This is a genomic window from Zhongshania borealis, from assembly GCF_039539625.1.
GTDB lineage: Bacteria > Pseudomonadota > Gammaproteobacteria > Pseudomonadales > Spongiibacteraceae > Spongiibacter > Spongiibacter borealis.
In genome coordinates, this window is record NZ_BAABDM010000008.1 from 1 (window position 1) to 15,745 (window position 15,745).

Sequence of the window (15,745 nt, forward strand, 5' to 3'; positions counted from 1 at the left end):
AAACACTCAACAACGCAACAGGAGGAATTGAAGGCAGCAAAGAAGTAAAATCTAGGCCATAATCTGGCCATCAGGGTGGGTCAATTTTAGATGCAAATCCTGGGTCAGTTTTAAATGCAAATCAACACCTTGCAACCTTGTTAGGACTGCAATCAACTCCCATCTCCTGAAGGTCAGCATGCAGTTTACGGTAACCATAAACACAGCCACTCTCCATCCACAGCTGCTTAAGTGTTGATGTCAGCTTGTCGTTACTGCGAGTACGATGAGATTTTGGGGTTTTGAGCCAAGCATAATAGCCACTGCGCTCGATACGCAGTGCGCGACACAAGGTACGCACCGCGTAATACTGGCAGTTAACTTTGATAAAGGTATACTTTATTCTGACTCCCTTGCGAAGTATGCCGTTGCCTTTTTTAAAATATCCCGTTCTTCCGTCATCCGACGCAACTCTGCTCGGAGGCGCCGGTTCTCCGCGGTGAGATCATCTTGGGCATCACGCTCATTACTAGGCACCCTAAAACGGTTGACCCAGTTGTATAGTGTCTTATCCGAAATACCTAAATGATTGGCGACTTCCTTAATGGGGTAGCCACGCTCAATGACTTGAGCGGCTGCCTCTTGCTTAAAGTCTTCAGTAAATTTGCGACGTTGATTCATACTTCCTCCGATGGTTCATTTTTACCATGCGGAGTGTCTACAGTGATAGGGACTATTCAAAAAGTCGGTCTTGTGCGATTGCTCATTGATCACCTGATTAGAGGTGATCATATCACCTCTAATCAGGTGGCCAAATTCACTATGCCACTACAATACTAGGTGTGCGGGTAAATCGATTGATATATGTATTCTGAGTTGGCTTGTCAGGTCGGATGTGTGCCAGATAATCCGTTGACGGTTTGTCCACTACAGGCCCGCTGCGAAGTTCCAAAACGCCTGTGATTAATCAAGAATTATCTAATGCGTACTTATAATATCAGGGCCTTTATGAATTGTGCGGTGGTTGGGTCAAACTTTGCAATTCTTAGTGAAACGCTTTGCTCGGATCAGTATGCAGGATGTGGTGGGGGCTAGAGATCCTCGGCTGATTTGAAGACTTTAATTAAATTGATAACCAAATGTTTCAATGTCTTTTGAATACATATTCTCAACTATCTTTCGGGTTTCCAGATCATAGTATTCGGTATAATGATTGCGTTTCTCAGTTTTAGTGTTCTTAAAGATATTAAGCCTATCTTTCAATGAGTATTTTTTTGAAGAATTAATGTGTGGTAAAAGTGTTCTGTTGAAGCCCAGTTGACGGCCAATAAAGTCAAAATCATCCTGTAAATTTTCAAATCTACCAATGAAATCCACAAGAAGATTGCCTTTATCATCATGTAAAAAGTTATATTGTGGCATTACGTGACGGTAGGCGTCTGAGTAATTATTCTTATCTGGAAGGCTCTTCGTAATGAACTCTTTAAAGGATATGTTTTTATGATGATTTCGATAATTAAATTCGGAGACAATTCGAGCCCAGGGGTTTCTCACAAATGAAAATTTATAGTAATTATTAAATTCACTTTTCGATAGATAACCGCAGTCTAAAAATTCGCTTGCAGTGAGGTGGGCTAGTCTTTCTGGGCCTTTAGTTGGGTCAGGATTGTATTCTAGAATTAAAGGAGCTCTTTCCTCCCAGGATAAATTGTGATGATTTAGGAAAAAATGTTCTATACTTTGGCCTGCCACTTTTGGTATATGTACAAACATACATTTGTATTTATCTGATATCATTTTTTTCTGCCTGCTAGTTTTCTAACGTCTCAAGAACAAGCGAGCTTTTGCGCGTCCTTCTTGTTTGATACTAATGGGTACTAGCACGCATTTAAATACTCATTTTTAGTAAGGTCATGTATCTTCGAGATATTTGAACCCAATCCAGCGTATCTCTTATTTTATCCGTGTGGTTTTTTATAATGCTACTCTGTTCTCTTGTCAGGACGTGTGTGAATGCTTTAGCCATTTCTGAAGAAGATTCGGGTGTTATTGGGATAAGCTGGTCACTGTTACTATAAATAGTTCTAGTGTCCTCGCTTGCTTCGATAGTTGTTAAAATTACTGGACATTCACAGCTCAATGCCTCGACGACTACCAGGCCGAATCCTTCTTGATCTCCATTTTTAGCGGTTATAAACGGGGCTACAAATACAGCTGCTCGTCTATAGTAGTTTGGTAATTCTTTGTTTACTACAGCCCCTTTGAACCGTACTTTTTCTTTTATCCTGAGGGTATGCGCTAGTGTCTCTAGGTTTGTTCTTTCGGGGCCCTCGCCAATAATTGTTAAGGATGCATCTGGGAGAGTTTGTGAAATCACTGCAAAAGCTTCGAGAAGGTATTTGACTCCTTTCTTCTCTACTAGTCTACCTACAAAAAGTATTTCTGTTTTCGAACGTTCTATATTTGGATCAGGGTAAAAGGTGTTCTTTGTCTCGATTCCCATTGGTATTACACTGATATCTACTTCTTGTCCAGCTATTCGATTCACTTCCTTTTTCATAGCCTGACTAACTACGGTTATACAGTCTGCGTTATTGATAACTCGCTTTTTGAGCTTGCTGAGAAGCTTGCCTCGGAATGTGTATAGATCGCCACCATGCGACGTTAATAGGTGAGGTGTTTTGGAGCGAGATAGTAATTTTGCGATATATAAGCATATACCTTGAGGGATAATCCAATGGCAATGAATTACGTCAGGTTTGTCTCGTTTTATGGCAGTTAAAATCGCTAAAGTTTGAAATAGAAAGAAAAGGGGTACTAACAGCCACTTAAGTGGATGGCTTTTTAAATTGGATGCAATACCGCCATTAGAAACAAGTGTAGATAGTAAGTTAGGTGCGTAGCTGTAGCGGTGTATACTTACTTGATCTTTTAATTCTTTGGATTTACTTCCCTTTTCTCGGGGGCATAGCACCGATACATCGAATTCATCGGTAAGGCGTTTTGAAAGTTCATGTACAAACGCTGGCTCCCAGTCGTTGTCCCAGCGGGGATACGTTGAGCTTAAAACTAAGAGCTTTTTCTTTTTCATGAGGGTTTCTATTTAACCTTGTATTACATTTTTACGGTCATTAAAACGATTTCTTGTATCTATAATTAGTTGGGCATGATGTTCAATTTTAGTGTAATCAAAATCATCGTGATCGGTAACTAAAATCACACAATCAAAGGATTTCACTGCGTGTACACTTAGTTCGACTGAGTTCATTTCGAAGCGGTAATCCCGCTTCTTCGGGAATTTTGGAATATAAGGATCGGAGTAATCAACCAGTGCACCTTTCTTTTTCAGTAGGTCAACAATCTCAACCGCAGGCGCTTCCCGTGAATCACTAACATTCTTTTTGTAAGCCAAGCCTAAAATCAGTATTTTGCTGCCCTTAACCGCTTTGCCGTGTTCGTTAAGTGCGTCCGCGGCTTTTTGCACCACCCACTCGGGCATTGCTCGGTTTACTTCACCAGCCAACTCGATAAAACGGGTATGAATCCCGTATTCCCGTGCCTTCCACGTTAAGTAGAAAGGGTCGATAGGAATACAATGGCCGCCAAGGCCGGGGCCGGGGGTGAATTTGGTGAAGCCAAAGGGTTTGGTTGCGGCGGCGTCAATGACTTCGTGAATGTTAATGCTCATTTTATCGGCGACAATTTTCATTTCATTGACTAAGCCGATATTCACTGCGCGGTAGATGTTTTCTAGGAGCTTGGTCATTTCCGCCGTTTGGGTTGAGCTCACCGGCACGATGGTTTCAATAATGCTTTGGTATAGGGCTGTGCCGACTCTTAGGCAGGTTTGGGTGGTGCCGCCGCATACCTTGGGTATGGTGCGGGTAGAGTATTGGGCGTTACCGGGGTCTTCTCGTTCGGGTGAGTAGACGAGGAAATAGTCTTCACCAATGATGAAACCTTTGGATTCGATGAGCGGTCGTATTAGTTCTTCAGTAGTACCTGGATAGCTGGTGCTTTCTAGCGATAGGAGTTGGTCGGCTTTCAGGTACGGCAGTAAATTGGTGACGGTGTCGGTAACGTAGCTAAGGTCGGGCTCACGGTATTTATTCAGTGGTGTGGGTACGCAAATGATAATGGCGTCGAGTACTGATGCTTTGCTGTAATCCGAAGTGGCGCTGAAATTAGCTGCTGTCGCGGCTTGGACTCTGGCATGACTAATATGGTTTAAATAGCTTGTACCTTCGCTAATCGCGGCGGCTTTTGCGGGATCGGTATCGAAACCGATAACGCTAAAGTCTGCTTCTGCAAAGCATAGTGCAAGTGGTAAGCCGACATAGCCTAAACCGAACACCCCGATTACTGCGCTTTTATTGTCTATTCGGGCGATGATATTACTTGCGGGCATGAGGCTTCCGACGTGTTTGCGTAAAAGAGCAAGCATTTTTCAATCGCTTGCTCGTTACTTGTTTTCATTTTGTAGTATTGCTTGCGCGATGACTCGCTGTCTATACCCTGTTTAGCTGCTAAACCGCATAGATAAATCCACCGCCTTGGCGTGCTTAGTCAGTGCGCCTATCGAAATGTAATCCACGCCTGTCTCGGCAATGCCTGCCAAGGTTGTAGTATCGACATTGCCAGATGCTTCAAGCTTGGCTCTTCCTGCAGTAAGTGCGACGCCGGTTTTCATGTCGGCCAGGCTGAAGTTGTCTAACATGATGATGTCGGCTTCGCCTGTCAGTGCAATTTCTAACTCAGCTAGGTTTTCTACTTCTACTTCCACTGGTTTGCCGGGGGCGATTTCGCGTGCGGCGCTGATGGCGGCGGCTATGCCACCGCAGGCGGCAATGTGGTTCTCTTTGATGAGGAATGCATCGTAAAGGCCAATGCGGTGGTTGTGGCAGCCGCCGCAGGTAACGGCGTATTTTTGCGCGGTACGCAGGCCGGGTATGGTTTTGCGGGTATCGAGCAGGCGCACTTGGGTGTGGGCGACGATATCAGCGTAGCTTTTACAGATTGTTGCGGTACCCGAGAGTAGCTGGAGGAAATTGAGGGCGGTGCGCTCGCCGGTTAGCAGGGAGCGGGCCGAGCCTTCGAGCTCAAAAAGCAATTGCTCGGGTTTTACGTGGTCGCCGTCGGCGACATGCCAGGAAATTGTGACGGAGGTATCAATTTGGCGAAATACCTCGTTCACCCATTCTACGCCGCAAATCACGGCCTTTTCGCGGGTTATGATTCGTGCTTTCGCGGTCTGGTTGAGTGGTATAAGTTGGGCGGTGATGTCGCCGCTACCGATGTCTTCTTTTAGGGCGAAAGCCACGGTTTCCGTGATGTCGCGCTGTAGTTGGGTAGAGGGCTGCATAGTGGATTTCCGGCACAATTGTTGTAGTAATTCAGAGCGCCGCTATTCTATCAGTACATGGCTTGGCCTGACTATTTTTACGCGGTTTTCGGCTGGCTAGTAAGTAGTTGTAACGGTGGTGACTGAGGGGTTAATTGCCGTATAACTATGTCATTCATGTGAATATTGAGTCATTGTTGTACTTTTGCTCGACAGTTCAGTGGCTTACGCTTTATATTTCTAACGCTTAAATCAGAGTTTTGACGAAATTATTATGGTAGACCAATCATCTAAGGTAGTGGATTTGCAGTCGCGGCGAGAGCCGGTGTCGACTGGCGCGACCTTGCCGGTGGCAATAGCCGCACTTCGCGATAAGTGTACCTTGCATTTGAATGATCGCTTGTGTGGTTTACTGGATGATGTAGATGATGCTTTGTTTGAGCTGGCGGATGAGGCCAGCAATGCCCGTGAGCAGCATGTGTATTTTGACGCGATGCGTGAAATACGGGTAAATCGACAGGCAATTGAAGTTGGTTTTGCAGAATCATTTGGTCAAGGCTTTTATCTTTTAAGCAGCGGTGGCCAAAAAACCAATGCGCTGGAAAGCGGTCAGGCTAAGCTTCGCTTGCTGGAGTCTGAGGCGCTCGAAGAGTTGGTTGCGCTAGAGGGCATGGCGAAAAAGGCCGAGCGGCGCTATTTGCAAGAAATTTGGGTACTGTGTACTGCTTGGCAGCAGGCCAGTAATGGCCCAGTGCTAGCCGCTAAAGAATTGCCTTTGGGGCCAGCTAAAATTGCCGAAGCACTTGGCGCCTCTTGTCGCAATTTAGATATCGACATCAAAGCACGGCTAGTCTTGTTTAAGCTCTTTGATACCAAAATAATCAGTGCCTTTGGCGAGCTTTATAAGGTTTTAACCCCGGTCCTTGAGGCTCAGGGCATGCCGGTGGCACTGCTGAGTGGTAATCCGACTCCCGCAGCGAGAACACCCGCAGACGATGAGACGAGCGGCGCTGCCGAGCTGAGTAGCGAAGCCCCCGTGGCTGAGAGCTCGCAATCATCTGAGATGGTTACCCAGTTATTTGATGCCTTCGATACCATGCTTAGCGCCAATGACGCCGAGCTAGATGCTTCAAAAGCCGCGGTTTCTAAGCCCTCGTTTATGGTCGCTTTACAAGATATGCAAAATGAGCAGTTCGCTCATTTTAATGTGCGGGTTTCCGTCACTGGTGGCGATGGCGTTGATTTTAATGCGATCGCTGAAAAACTGCTTGCGCGTTTATCGCAGGTAATCCGGGTTGCAACAAGCGACGCCTCGGCGCTGAGTTTTCAGCGTGATCAAGACACTATCAATTATATTGGCGCTTTATTTCAGTGCATTTTGGAAGGCGATAGCTTAGCGGAGCCATTAAAAGACCTAATCGCTCGCTTGCAAATCCCTGTCTTGAAAATGGCGATGCTCGACAAGGGCTTTTTTGGTCACGAAGATCACCCTGCGCGTAAATTGCTTAGCTCTTTGGTCAGTGCCGGTATTGGCTGGTCGCCAGTGGCGGGCGTCGATAAAGATCCGCTGTACCGCGAAATTGAAAAAGTCGTTATGCGAGTGTTGCGTGATTTTGGCGTAGACACTCAAGTGTTTGTCGATGCCTACGAAGAATTCCTCGCCTTCAATGAAAAAGCGAAGCGCCGCGCAGAATTAGTGGCTCAGCGTACCGTTGATACTGAAGATGGTAAAGCTGCTGCCGACGCCGCGCGCATGCATATTGCCGGTATTCTTGAGTCGCGCTTAGCTGGGGTCGATTGCCCGCCGGTGTTGAGCAAAATTTTACAGCTTGGCTGGAGCAAGGTTTTATTCCTTAGCTATATTCAGCATGGCCGAAACAGTGAGCGATTTGCTGAAGACGCGGGCCTGATTGATCGTTTGTTGTGGAGTGTGCAGCCCTCGACTGACCCAGGGCATCGCAATGAATTAATTTCTGCCTTGCCGTTATTAGTTGAAACCCTGCGATTGGGCTTTAATCGGGTATCGCTGAATAGCTTTGAGATAGGCCAGTGGTTTGATCAACTGGAACGTTTACACCTCGCCAAACTTAGCCGCAAAGACGTTGCGCCGGCGCCGGAAGCGCCAAAGCAGGCTGTGGAAGTAGAATCTGACATTGCCTCTTTAGATGCGGTACTCGAGGAAAGCTTTGGCGCGGACGGTGATGACCTTGATATTGCTGAAAGCACTGCAAGCGATCCAGTGGCTGAACAAGAAGCGCCAGCCGCGCCGCAGTCAGAACCAGAACCACTTAGTGCCGAGCTTGCAGAGCAACTTGCAGCGCGATTAACGTCGCTGCGCGTGGGTAACTGGGTTGATTTGCGTCAAGAAGACGGCAGAATGCTGCGTTGCCGCCTAGCTGCGGTGATTAATGGCATCGGTCGTTATATTTTCGTAAATCGATCTGGCATTAAAGTTGCGGAATTCGATCGCGATGAACTGACTGTAGCCCTTCACCAAAACACGGTTCTGCTAATTGATGAAGACCGCCAATTTGATCGTGCGCTAGAGTCGGTGATCAGTAATTTGCGCGATATGAAAGATAAGCCGCTGTAAGAGCTTAGTGAGTTAGTTGCCATTTGGTGTTTTGCCAATTTAACGCAAAGTTTTACAGTCCCACTGCATCCCGTGTAATCTTGGCCCAATCCCTAGCAGCAACGCACGCGGAAGTGGCATGTACTTCATCGATTCGGCTGGCTGGCTGACGCCTGCAGCCAAACACCCATCACTTAATTTCAATGCCCGGCCACCCAGTGCCGAGGTGAGTCTTTTGGTTATCCACAATATTAGCTTGCCTGCCGGTCAGTTCGGCGGTGGCTACATCCATGATTTGTTTGCTAATTGCCTTGATTGCGACGCTCACGAGAGTTTTGACGATCTTCGCGAGCTAAATGTTTCTGCGCATTTACTTATTGATCGCAGCGGAGCCGTTAGTCAATTTGTGTCATTCGCTGATCGCGCATGGCACGCTGGGGTTTCGCAATTTGATGGTCGTGAGAACTGCAATGACTTCAGTATTGGTATCGAGCTTGAAGGTTGTGACGAAATTGCCTATACCCAAGCACAGTACCGTGTCTTAATTGCCATTAGCCAAACCCTGCGCCGCACTTATCCTGCAATTACGGTGGACCGTGTCGTGGGGCATAATGACATCGCACCGGGGCGTAAAACCGATCCCGGTGCGGCTTTCGACTGGACCTATTTTAAAAACGCATTGGTGTAAAACATGGATTTTTTTGCAATTTTAATTGCCTGGGCGGCGGTGCAGTTCTGGGGCAGTGGTGGTGTGGTCCAAAGAGATGAGTGGTTTGAGCACCTTCAGGCGCTTGCGTTAAAGATCCCAGTCAAGAGCCTGCGCTTACTTGTCGTTTTTGCGCTGCCGGTCATTTCTGTTTTTGCAGTTTTGTGGCTAATAAGCCCGCTGTTGTTCGGTTTGCCTTTATTTATATTGAGCGTGGCGATATTGCTCTATAGCTTAGGTAGGGGCGATTTTCAAATACATCTAAAGCTGTATTTAAACAGTTGGCAGCGTGGTGACCTAGAGGGCGCCTACCAGCATGGCCGGAGCTTTAACCCCGAACTTTGCGACAGCGGTGTGGATAATGCTTCGCAGCTGCACCATAGCGTGCGCAAGGCTATTTTTTATCAAGGCTTTGAGCGCTGGTTTGCCGTGGTGTTTTGGTTTGTACTGTTGGGCCCGACTGGCGCATTGGCGTATCGGCTATTATTTATGTTGGCGGCAAGTTCACGTCTACCCCAGGAAGATCGGGATGCAGCGGCAAATGCCTTATTTTATTTGGAGTGGGCACCCGTGCGACTGCTCGGTTTAGCCTTTGCGATTGTTGCCAACTTCGATACCTGCATTGGCGTTTGGCGGCAGCATATGAGCGGCGACCAGCCTAGTGCTGATGTGCTGGACGATATCGGCATGAAATCCCTGCCGATCTATATTCCCGATGGCCAAATAGATGGCGAGCAATTCGTGAAGTCGGCGGCAGATGAACTCACCGCGGTGCAGCTACTGCTGTCGCGCAGCCTACTGTGTTGGGTGTGCGTGGTGGCGATATTGCAGTTGGTGTAAATAAGGCTAAAGATGAAGTTAGGAATAGATCTCGGCGGCACTAAAATTGAAGGCGTGGTGATGTCTTCAGAGGGTGCCGTGCTTGCCAAAGAGCGAGTAGCCACTCCTCGGAGTTACCCTGCAATTATTGACGCTATCGCCGACTTGGTTTTTCGGCTTGAAGCTACGGTCGGTGGACGAGTCAGCGTTGGTGTCGGCGGGCCGGGTGCGGAATCAGCAGTGACTCGGCGTATCAAGAATAGCAACACCGAGTGTATAAACGGCAAAAGCTTACGCGATGATTTGAGTGCCCGCTTAGTGAGAAGCGTACGCTTTAGCAACGACGCGAATTGTTTCGCGCTATCCGAGGCAGTCGACGGCGCGGGCGAAAGCGCCGATGTGGTGTTTGGCGTCATCCTTGGTACCGGTGTTGGTGGCGGCTTAGTTGTTAATAAACGTGTGCTAAATGGTGTTAATGGCATTGCTGGTGAATGGGGGCATACGCCACTGCCGAATTTCAAAGAGGGGCGGCGTTGTTATTGTGGTCGGCAAGATTGTATTGAAACGTATCTCTGTGGCGCCGGTTTGGTTCGTAGTTATAGCAACGCAGGTGGTGGTGCTTTATCTGTTCCTGAGATTGTCGAGCGCGCGACTGGCGATGAAGCACTGGCTAAGTCGGTATTCGATATTTACTGTAAGCAACTCGCATCTGCACTTGCGGTTGTGATTAATATTGTTGACCCTGCCATCATAGTTCTTGGTGGCGGCTTGTCTAATATTAAGATGCTTTACGAAGCTGTTCCCCTGCATTGGAATGACTACGTTTTTAGCGACGAATGTGTGACCCAATTACTGCCTGCAAAATACGGAGACAGCAGCGGCGTGCGTGGCGCGGCGTGGCTTTGGGATAATTAAGCGGATCAGAATTGGTTCGGCCTTAATAATGCTTTATTTGTCTCTTGTCGCTCCTGCGCAGGCAGGAGCCCATTTTGCTACAAAGCCTAAATCTACACGTCGCACTAGACAGTTCCTTCGGCGTTAGATGCCCGATGTCAGCTGTTTTCAGCGTTTATCTGCTTGTACCCACAACACTTCCTGGCCTCCGTCGCGGAGGGCCAATAATCGCGCCATAACAAACAAAAAGTCTGATAAGCGATTCAAGTATTTACGTCCTGTGGCGTTAACTTCGTCAGTTTTACTCAAGGCGACTAAGCAGCGTTCCGCGCGGCGGCATACTGAGCGCGCCATATGGCAGAGGGCCGCGGCTTTGCTGCCACCGGGTAGAATAAAGTTTTTTAGGGGCGGTAGGTCGGCATTTAATTCGTCGAGGCTGGCCTCTAACTCGTCAATTCGCTCGGGGCTGATCATGGTGTAGCCAGGTACGGCGAGTTCGCCGCCTAAGTCAAATAAATCATGCTGAATACGGGCGAGTAGCGGCAAGTAGGGGTCCGTTGAATTTAATTCTGCCATGAGTAAGCCGATAAAAGAATTTACCTCGTCAATGGTGCCGATACCTTCCATGCGGCAGTGATCTTTGTGGATTCGCGAGCCATCGCCGAGTCCGGTGGTACCGTCATCGCCGGTTCGCGTGTAAATCTTTGATAATCGATGTCCCATATTTCCCTCAATGTCGCGCAGTCTTGTAGAATAAGCGGTTTACTATACGTCAGATCGTTAAATGGTGGCAGTCTCGGCGTTTTTATGGGGTGTTCTGGTGCTGGAATTGTATTTAGGCGGTGCACGCTCAGGTAAAAGCCGTTTGGCGGAGCAGCGGTTGTGCGAGCCTACTTCACAGCGAATTTACCTAGCCACGGCGACCGCTGGTGATGCGGAAATGGCGGCGCGAATCAGTCATCATCAACAGCAGCGCGCAGCGGATGATTGGCGTACTGTAGAAGCGCCAGAGGAATTGTCGACAGCGATAAAACAGTACGCTTCACCGCAAACCGCTATTTTGGTCGATTGTTTAACCTTGTGGCTGAGTAATTGGCTGGCCAAAGAAGACGATGACAGCTGGCAAATGGTGAAGGGACAATTCTTGCATACCATAGCCGCGGCGCCCGGCCATATTGTTTTAGTTAGCAATGAAGTGGGGCAGGGCATTGTGCCCTTGGGTACATTGACTCGCCGATTTGTTGACGAATCCGGACGCTTGCATCAAGACATTGCGGCAATAGCAGATAGGGTCGTCTTCGTTACCGCGGGCTTAGAGCAAGTCTTAAAAAATTAAAGTGATTCTGAAGTCAGTCGCCTAGCCTCCGTTTACGGTAGTTATATGGACATAGGCTGCTTTAAGGCGAATGGTTTGCAGGGCACTGAATAGCATAAGTAAAAGGGAATAGGTTTATGAGTCATTGGTACGAGGAAGCTGCGCCAGACGCGGATGAAGACATGCGCGCAGCGGCAATTGCCCGGCAAAATAGTTTAACCAAACCACGCGGCGCCTTAGGCCGCTTAGAAGATGTTGCTGTGCAAATGTCGGCGATGCAGCGCACGCTGGAGCCCCATGCAAATAAGGCCTTGATTGCCGTATTTGCTGGTGATCACGGTGTGGCGACGGAAAGTGTTTCAGCTTATCCACAGACCGTTACTTCGGAGATGGTGCGTAATTTTGCCAATGGTGGTGCAGCGATCAGTGTATTGGCTAAATCCATGGGTATCGATTTTACTGTGGTGAATGTCGGCACGGTATACGCCTTGGAAGACCTGCCCAATGTGCAGGACTTGCGGGTGGGCGCGGGCACCCAGAATATGTGCGTTACCGAAGCCATGTCGTTAGAACAGTGCGAAGAGGCTTTGGCGGTGGGGCGGGACATTATTGATCAAGCTGGCGACATCGATGTGTTCATTGGTGGCGAAATGGGTATCGGCAATAGCACCGCAGCGGCGGCATTGGCGGTAGCGCATACCCGTCTGTCGGCAACGGCGATGGTGGGCCGCGGCACTGGTATCAGTGATCAGGTCTTGTCGAAAAAAGCGGCGGTAGTCACTCGGGCCATGTCCCGCCATTTACCGCATATGAAAAACGGTGTGGAAGTATTGCGCCGCATTGGCGGTTATGAAATTAATGCCTTGGCTGGCGCCTATATCCGTGCAGCCCAGCGCGGTATTGTGGTTTTGGTTGACGGGTATATTTGCACGGCGGCGGCTATTTCCGCGGTAAAAATCAACCCCTCGATCCGACCTTGGTTGTTCTTCTCGCACTGTTCGGCAGAGCCTGGCCACAGCCGTTTATTGAATAAGCTAGAGGCTGAGCCCTTATTGCAATTGAATATGCGTTTGGGCGAGGGCACCGGCGCTGCGCTGGCATTCCCGATTATGCAGGCCGCCTGTCGTTTGCAAATTGAAATGGCCAGTTTTGAGCAAGCTGGTGTGAGTCGCGGCAACGATTAATCCTAAATAACCCCTCAGTGAATGGTAAATAATAAATGAGCAAGGTCACCGAAACCCGAATCGATTTACTGCGGCACGGCGCCTGCGAAGGCGGTGAGATATTTCGTGGTAGTACCGATGTCGCACTAAGTGACTTGGGCTGGCAGCAAATGCGGAATAAGGTCGCCGGTTTAGGCGAGGTGCATTGGGATCATATTGTGAGCTCACCGTTGCAACGCTGCCAGCGCTTTGCCGAGGAGTTAGCTGAGCAGAAAGCTGCGCCGTTGACGGTGCGCAGTGACCTTCGCGAAATGCACTTTGGCGAATGGGAAGGGCTGCCTCACGCCGAGGCGAGGCAGCGCTTTCCGCAAGAATGGAGTCAGTTTTGGGAGTCTCCAGCGGAAGCGAGCCCACCGAATGGTGAAGCCATGCCTGATTTTTGCCAGCGTATTACCAGTGAGTTAGATGCCATTGCCGACGGCCATCAAGGGCAATCCGTATTGCTGGTGGTCCACGGCGCGGTCATTCGGGTAATGATGTGCCATTTTTTGGGTATGCCAATGGGCGCAATGACGCGAATTAACGTGCCTTATGCGGGCTTAAGTCGCTTTCGCGTTTATCATCAAGAAGGTAAGGCGCCGTGGGTGCAGCTTGGCAGGCACAGCTAAGTCGCGCCTAAGGTGCTGCTTTAGCGTCGTTGGTTTTTGCCGGAACGATATCTGGCGGCGACAAGGCCCGGCTCCCAACAATAAACCACTTGCCGTCGCGGCGCTGAAATTGATATTCGGCGTGGTGCACCTGCTGTTCGCCTGCGGCGAATTTACCAAAGCTGCTTTGATACTGTTTATAGGCCATATTGAAGGCCTCTAGTTTATGAAGGCTGACAATGGTGTCGAAATCTTCAGGGAAGCTTAGGCGCACATCAACGGTCGCTTGACCTTGATCGCCGCTGTGTTGGCTCGCAGTAATGATAATCTCTTCAATGTTGAATATTGGCGGCTCGGCTAGCCCCATTAAATTGTCGCGCAGCAAATTGCTCACAATATACTCTGTAAAGGGAATGGGCTTGCTGCTGCAGCCGATCAGGGCCACACAAAAAAATATTGCCAAGGCTTTAAGCATTTAAATGCGTTCTCTACTTAGTTTGTGTTGTGTGCGGTTGCGAGCTCGTCGCGATTTCACGGCTGAAATTTAACTGTAACACCTCGTCGTTATCATGCCGTTACTTTTTGATGACAGCACGAGTGAGTATTACGTGAACCGACGCCATTTTCTCCGCGCGATGAGCACTGTATCTATTGCGGTGCCAATTCTGACAGCCTGTGGTAGCAACAGCAATTCCAGTAGGGCAAGCAATCCGGCAACGGGTAATCCCGGCGCAACACCGTCAGTATCATTTTTACATGGCGTTGCCAGTGGCGACCCATTAGATGACCGCGTAATTTTGTGGACACGGGTCACCCCGGGCGAGGACTTTAGCGGCAGCATTAACGTACTGTGTGAAGTTGCTGAAGATCCAGAATTTGCGAGTATCGTGTTAGCCGAAAATTTCGTCACCGGCCCCGAACGCGACTATACGGTTAAGTTCGATGCCGCGGGATTATTGTCTGAGCAGCATTATTGGTATCGTTTTTCTGTTGGCGAGCAGCGTTCAGCTGTTGGGCGCGCATTGACCTTGCCGATGCCGGGGCAATACGCCGAGCATTTGCGCTTTGCGGTCTGTTCTTGCAGTAGCTATCCCCATGGCTATTTTTCGGTATACCGAATGATCGCGAATCGCAGCGATTTAGATTTTGTACTGCATTTGGGTGACTACATCTACGAATACGGTGACGGTGAGTACGGCGATAACAGCGGCCGTCTACTCGACCCGAGCCACGAGATATTGGTGCTGGACGATTATCGGCGCCGTTATGCCCATTACCGCCGCGATGACGACCTTCAGGCCGTGCATCAAATTCATCCCTTTATCGCGGTGTGGGATGATCACGAGACGGCCGACAATTCCTATATGGATGGTGCCAGTAACCACAATGAAGGCGAAGGTGAGTGGAGTGACCGCAAGGCTCAGGCAATTCAGGCCTACTTTGAATGGATGCCTATTCGTCCGCCAACGGCCAGCGAAGACAGTATTTATCGCAGTTTCCGTTACGGTGATTTAGCTGACTTTGTCATGCTGGATACCCGCATTGAAGGGCGAATTAAACAGCTCGATAATCCCGCTGATCCGGCCCGTGCCGACGCCCGCGATTTACTTGGTCAGTCCCAAAAGGAGTGGTTTAAAAATAAGCTCGCTACTGCGCAAAACACGTGGAAGATAGTAGGCCAGCAGGTCATGTTTGCACAATTACAATTGCTAGAAATTCAGCGCTTATTACCCGGTGTACCAACGAATGATTTCAGTCCGCTCGTGGCCGTGAATATGGATCAGTGGGACGGCTACCCCAGCGAGCGCGAAGAAATACTGGATTTTGTCGACGAGAATGCGATTAAAAATATGGTCGTGTTAACCGGTGATATTCATAGCAGCTGGGCGAATGAGCTTTACAAGAACAGTGCTATTCTCACCTCGGGGGTGTTTGATGAACCGCTGGGCGTTGAGTTTGTCACGCCTAGTGTGACTTCACCGGGTTTTCCCGACGGTGCGGCAGAATTGGTGTCGGCGGTCCTGCCGGTGGTTAATCCCCATATGAAATACACTGATCTGAAAAACCACGGTTTCATTTTAATGGATGTGACGCACCAGCGTGCCCAGGCCGAATTTTATTACGCGGAAAATATCGATCTTGCCGAACAGTCTGGGGTGGAGTTGAGCAAGGTGAAAAGTTTGGCTGTCGAAAGCGGCAGTAGCCGCTTGAAAGAAGACACGCCGCTGTCTCGGCCTAAGGTGTGAAACGTAATATAAGTGGTCAATGTGGCTGTTAAAAAATTTTAAATTGAAAATTGATACTGATGA

Annotated in this window: 16 protein-coding genes; 8 read left to right on the forward strand and 8 right to left on the reverse strand. The window is 48.8% G+C overall.

What is annotated here, in order from left to right; all coding sequences use genetic code 11:
- Window positions 1-121: 121 nt before the first annotated feature.
- The 6 genes from ABD836_RS19530 to nadC form a co-directional block, all read right to left on the reverse strand.
- Window positions 122-340, reverse strand: coding sequence for an IS3 family transposase (locus tag ABD836_RS19530; protein ID WP_425583045.1), 219 nt, complete (start codon window positions 338-340; stop codon window positions 122-124).
- A gap of 38 nt (window positions 341-378) precedes the next feature.
- Window positions 379-660 (reverse strand): transposase, encoded by a 282-nt coding sequence (locus ABD836_RS15870; RefSeq protein WP_344937855.1) that lies wholly within the window; start codon window positions 658-660, stop codon window positions 379-381.
- A gap of 438 nt (window positions 661-1,098) precedes the next feature.
- Window positions 1,099-1,776 carry a sulfotransferase family protein gene (locus tag ABD836_RS15875; protein WP_344937857.1) on the reverse strand — a complete coding sequence of 226 codons (678 nt, stop codon included), beginning with the start codon at window positions 1,774-1,776 and terminating at the stop codon, window positions 1,099-1,101.
- A gap of 91 nt (window positions 1,777-1,867) precedes the next feature.
- Entirely contained in the window at window positions 1,868-3,070 is a 1,203-nt protein-coding gene (locus ABD836_RS15880) for a glycosyltransferase (RefSeq protein ID WP_344937859.1), read from the reverse strand.
- A gap of 12 nt (window positions 3,071-3,082) precedes the next feature.
- The gene (locus tag ABD836_RS15885) at window positions 3,083-4,387 is read right to left on the reverse strand and encodes a nucleotide sugar dehydrogenase (protein WP_344937861.1); all 1,305 of its coding nucleotides are present in this window, start codon (window positions 4,385-4,387) and stop codon (window positions 3,083-3,085) included.
- Between the two features lie 111 nt (window positions 4,388-4,498).
- Window positions 4,499-5,341 (reverse strand): carboxylating nicotinate-nucleotide diphosphorylase, encoded by an 843-nt coding sequence (nadC, locus tag ABD836_RS15890; protein WP_344937863.1) that lies wholly within the window; start codon window positions 5,339-5,341, stop codon window positions 4,499-4,501.
- 253 nt (window positions 5,342-5,594) lie between these two features.
- Here nadC and ABD836_RS15895 point away from each other — a divergent pair, with 253 nt between their 5' ends.
- The 4 genes from ABD836_RS15895 (at window position 5,595) to ABD836_RS15910 (ending at window position 10,332) form a co-directional block, all read left to right on the forward strand.
- A complete protein-coding gene (locus ABD836_RS15895) occupies window positions 5,595-7,913 on the forward strand; it encodes a DUF1631 domain-containing protein (RefSeq protein ID WP_344937865.1) in 2,319 nt (772 codons plus the stop codon).
- A gap of 118 nt (window positions 7,914-8,031) precedes the next feature.
- Window positions 8,032-8,580, forward strand: coding sequence for a 1,6-anhydro-N-acetylmuramyl-L-alanine amidase AmpD (gene ampD / locus ABD836_RS15900; RefSeq protein ID WP_344937867.1), 549 nt, complete (start codon window positions 8,032-8,034; stop codon window positions 8,578-8,580).
- Window positions 8,581-8,583: 3 nt separating this feature from the next.
- Window positions 8,584-9,438: a regulatory signaling modulator protein AmpE gene (gene ampE, locus ABD836_RS15905; protein WP_344937869.1), complete on the forward strand. Its 855-nt coding sequence runs from the start codon at window positions 8,584-8,586 to the stop codon at window positions 9,436-9,438.
- Between the two features lie 12 nt (window positions 9,439-9,450).
- Window positions 9,451-10,332 (forward strand): ROK family protein, encoded by an 882-nt coding sequence (locus tag ABD836_RS15910; protein ID WP_344937871.1) that lies wholly within the window; start codon window positions 9,451-9,453, stop codon window positions 10,330-10,332.
- A 147-nt stretch (window positions 10,333-10,479) separates the two neighbouring features.
- Here the strand turns inward: ABD836_RS15910 and ABD836_RS15915 are convergent, their stop codons facing one another.
- Window positions 10,480-11,034, reverse strand: coding sequence for a cob(I)yrinic acid a,c-diamide adenosyltransferase (locus ABD836_RS15915; protein WP_344937874.1), 555 nt, complete (start codon window positions 11,032-11,034; stop codon window positions 10,480-10,482).
- A gap of 61 nt (window positions 11,035-11,095) precedes the next feature.
- Here ABD836_RS15915 and cobU point away from each other — a divergent pair, with 61 nt between their 5' ends.
- The 3 genes from cobU to cobC all read left to right on the forward strand — a co-directional run bounded on the left by cobU (window position 11,096) and on the right by cobC (window position 13,457).
- On the forward strand, window positions 11,096-11,647 hold the full coding sequence (cobU, locus tag ABD836_RS15920) for a bifunctional adenosylcobinamide kinase/adenosylcobinamide-phosphate guanylyltransferase (RefSeq protein WP_344937876.1): 552 nt from the start codon (window positions 11,096-11,098) through the stop codon (window positions 11,645-11,647).
- 116 nt (window positions 11,648-11,763) lie between these two features.
- Complete coding sequence (gene cobT, locus ABD836_RS15925) at window positions 11,764-12,810, forward strand: nicotinate-nucleotide--dimethylbenzimidazole phosphoribosyltransferase (protein WP_344937878.1); 1,047 nt, start codon at window positions 11,764-11,766, stop codon at window positions 12,808-12,810.
- A 35-nt stretch (window positions 12,811-12,845) separates the two neighbouring features.
- Window positions 12,846-13,457, forward strand: a complete 612-nt coding sequence (cobC, locus tag ABD836_RS15930; RefSeq protein WP_344937880.1) for an alpha-ribazole phosphatase — start codon at window positions 12,846-12,848, stop codon at window positions 13,455-13,457.
- A gap of 7 nt (window positions 13,458-13,464) precedes the next feature.
- Here the strand turns inward: cobC and ABD836_RS15935 are convergent, their stop codons facing one another.
- Entirely contained in the window at window positions 13,465-13,911 is a 447-nt protein-coding gene (locus ABD836_RS15935) for a hypothetical protein (RefSeq protein ID WP_344937882.1), read from the reverse strand.
- A 133-nt stretch (window positions 13,912-14,044) separates the two neighbouring features.
- Here ABD836_RS15935 and ABD836_RS15940 point away from each other — a divergent pair, with 133 nt between their 5' ends.
- Window positions 14,045-15,682, forward strand: a complete 1,638-nt coding sequence (locus ABD836_RS15940) for an alkaline phosphatase D family protein (protein WP_344937884.1) — start codon at window positions 14,045-14,047, stop codon at window positions 15,680-15,682.
- Window positions 15,683-15,745 lie beyond the last annotated feature (63 nt).